Here is a 1,969-nt window from a genome sequence, read left to right on the forward strand (position 1 = left end):
GCTGGTGAGTCACCGGCGCGGGGGCTACCGGTAGGGGCTGGGCTGGTCGGCCTGGTTGATGGCCTGGGCGGTCTCGGCCTTGGTGGCATCGCGCCAGTAGCGGGTGACCGTCTGGCGGAAGCGCCGGTCCTCGGGGTCCCGCTGGTGGCGGGTGGCGACGGCGTCGATGACGTGACGGACGTCCTGGACCCCGTCCGCGACCATCTGCTTGACGTCGGCGGACATGCTGGCCGTCTTCTCCTTTCCGGCGCGGACGAGCGAGAGTGCCGGGCGGATGTTCGGGGTCTTTTCGACCTGGTCAGAGCTGGTGTCGGACGGATATCCACTGGTGTCCGCGTGGATGGTGGACTCGTGGGCTCGTGCCGTCGTGGCGTCACCAGCGGCCGGAGGAAGGATGGCCGGGGCCTGGGGTGCGGATGCCGCGAGGAGGGCGGGCACCGGGGCCGTGATGCCGGGGGTGAACATCCGCTCCAGGGCGACGCCCGCGCTCTGGGTGAGGCGGTCGCGCTGGACGTCCAGGAGGTCCGTGCCGAGGGTGGTGTCACCCGCGCCCACCTTCGCCGCGAGCTTCCAGGACTTCTTCACGGACTTGGCGCGGACCTTCTTGTCCGGGTGGGCGGCGGCGCGGGCCTGGTGGTAGGCGAGGTCGCGGATGACGGCGGCGGCGCGGGTCTCCGCCTCGATGTCGCGGCCGTCCTGGTGGATGACGACGATGCGGGCGAGGTAGGCGATGGCCTCGGCAGCGGCGGTGATGGCCATGGGGGTGAGGGCGTAGACGATGGTCTGGCCGATGCCCTTGGCGGCGGTGGCACCCATCGCGGCGGCGGCGGCCGGCAGGGCCCACAGGCCGAGGCGGACCACGAGGGGCGCGGGCCGGTTGAACAGGGTGGTGACCAGGAGGACCAGGGCCATGACGGCCGTGGCGCCCTCACCGGCGGCGAGCGCGCCCAGGGCGGTCTCGCCGCCGTAGCGGTGGGAGAGGTTGGAGTAGGTGCCGACGCCGCCGAGGATGCCGATGGCGAGCATCGGCACGATGGTCACCCACAGGAGGGTCTTCTGCATCCGGCTGATGGGGTTCTTCATGGTGGTGCTGCCTTCCTGGGTCTGTTGTGGCGTCGTGGCGTCGTGGACTCGTGACGTCATGAAGGAGAGGGCCATCACTTCGCCTTCTTCACAGGGCGGGGGGCGCGGGGCGTGACGCGCAGTTCCTTGATGGCGGCGGCGACGCCGATGACGCCGATCCCGATGCCGATGCCGCCGTAGGCGATGGCCTGGCCCATGGCCGCGATGGCCGGCGCGGCGACGACGAGGAGGACGGTCGCGGGGGTGCAGAGGATGAGCAGGCCGACGGCGGCGATCAGGCCGTTGCGGAGCCAGGCCGGGATGGGCTGGGTCGGCATCTGCACGACGACGGGGGCCTGCGCGGTCTGCGGGATGTAGACCGGCTGACCCTGCGGGGTGTAGCCGATCGTCACGCCGGGCGGGACGGCCGCGGGGAGCTGCTGGGGGATGTACGGGGTCGGGGTGGTGTCCACGGTGTTCGTCTCCTTCAGGCCGCGAGGGCCGGGGCATCGGCGCACCTGGAGCAGCAGCCCAGGGACGTCGGGATCACGTAGGGATAGGTGACCAGGCAGACCGGACAGGTCCGGCGGGCGCGCATCATGGCTCGGTGTGCGCGCCACAGGCCGGGCGTCATCGGTCGGACCGGGAGGGCGAGGTCGAGGCGGTAGAGGTAGGCGGCGCGGACCAGGCGTTCGCGGGTTCCGGGCGGGCGCCGGCCGAGCCAGAGGATCTGGGCGACGACCGGCTGACCGCCGGGCCGCAGGCCGCGGGCGCGGAGCTGGCGGCGGGTGTCCAGGCCCTCGGGTGCCAGCTTCCGGGGGAAGGTCGGGACTCCGAACTCGTGGCCCTCGGGGTCGAAGAACTTCACTGGTTCACCTCCTATTGGCTGGTCGGGGCGGTCTGGTGG

3 protein-coding genes are annotated in these 1,969 nt (G+C 72.2%); all 3 read right to left on the minus strand.

The genetic code is table 11. The features are described 5' to 3' along the window. Positions 1–24: 24 nt before the first annotated feature. The 3 genes from ACFW3D_RS42075 to ACFW3D_RS42085 are packed head-to-tail and all read right to left on the minus strand — an operon-like array spanning position 25 to position 1,930. Positions 25–1,158 (minus strand): conjugal transfer protein, encoded by a 1,134-nt coding sequence (locus tag ACFW3D_RS42075; protein WP_500513772.1) that lies wholly within the window; start codon positions 1,156–1,158, stop codon positions 25–27. Then, entirely contained in the window at positions 1,158–1,535 is a 378-nt protein-coding gene (locus ACFW3D_RS42080) for a hypothetical protein (RefSeq protein WP_378844453.1), read from the minus strand. The genes ACFW3D_RS42075 and ACFW3D_RS42080 overlap by 1 nt, the downstream gene beginning before the upstream one ends. A gap of 14 nt (positions 1,536–1,549) precedes the next feature. After that, complete coding sequence (locus ACFW3D_RS42085) at positions 1,550–1,930, minus strand: RRQRL motif-containing zinc-binding protein (RefSeq protein ID WP_500513775.1); 381 nt, start codon at positions 1,928–1,930, stop codon at positions 1,550–1,552. Positions 1,931–1,969 lie beyond the last annotated feature (39 nt).

Origin of the sequence: Streptomyces sp. NPDC058864, assembly GCF_042742985.1 — a bacterium.
In the GTDB taxonomy this organism is placed as follows: Bacteria; Actinomycetota; Actinomycetes; order Streptomycetales; family Streptomycetaceae; genus Actinacidiphila.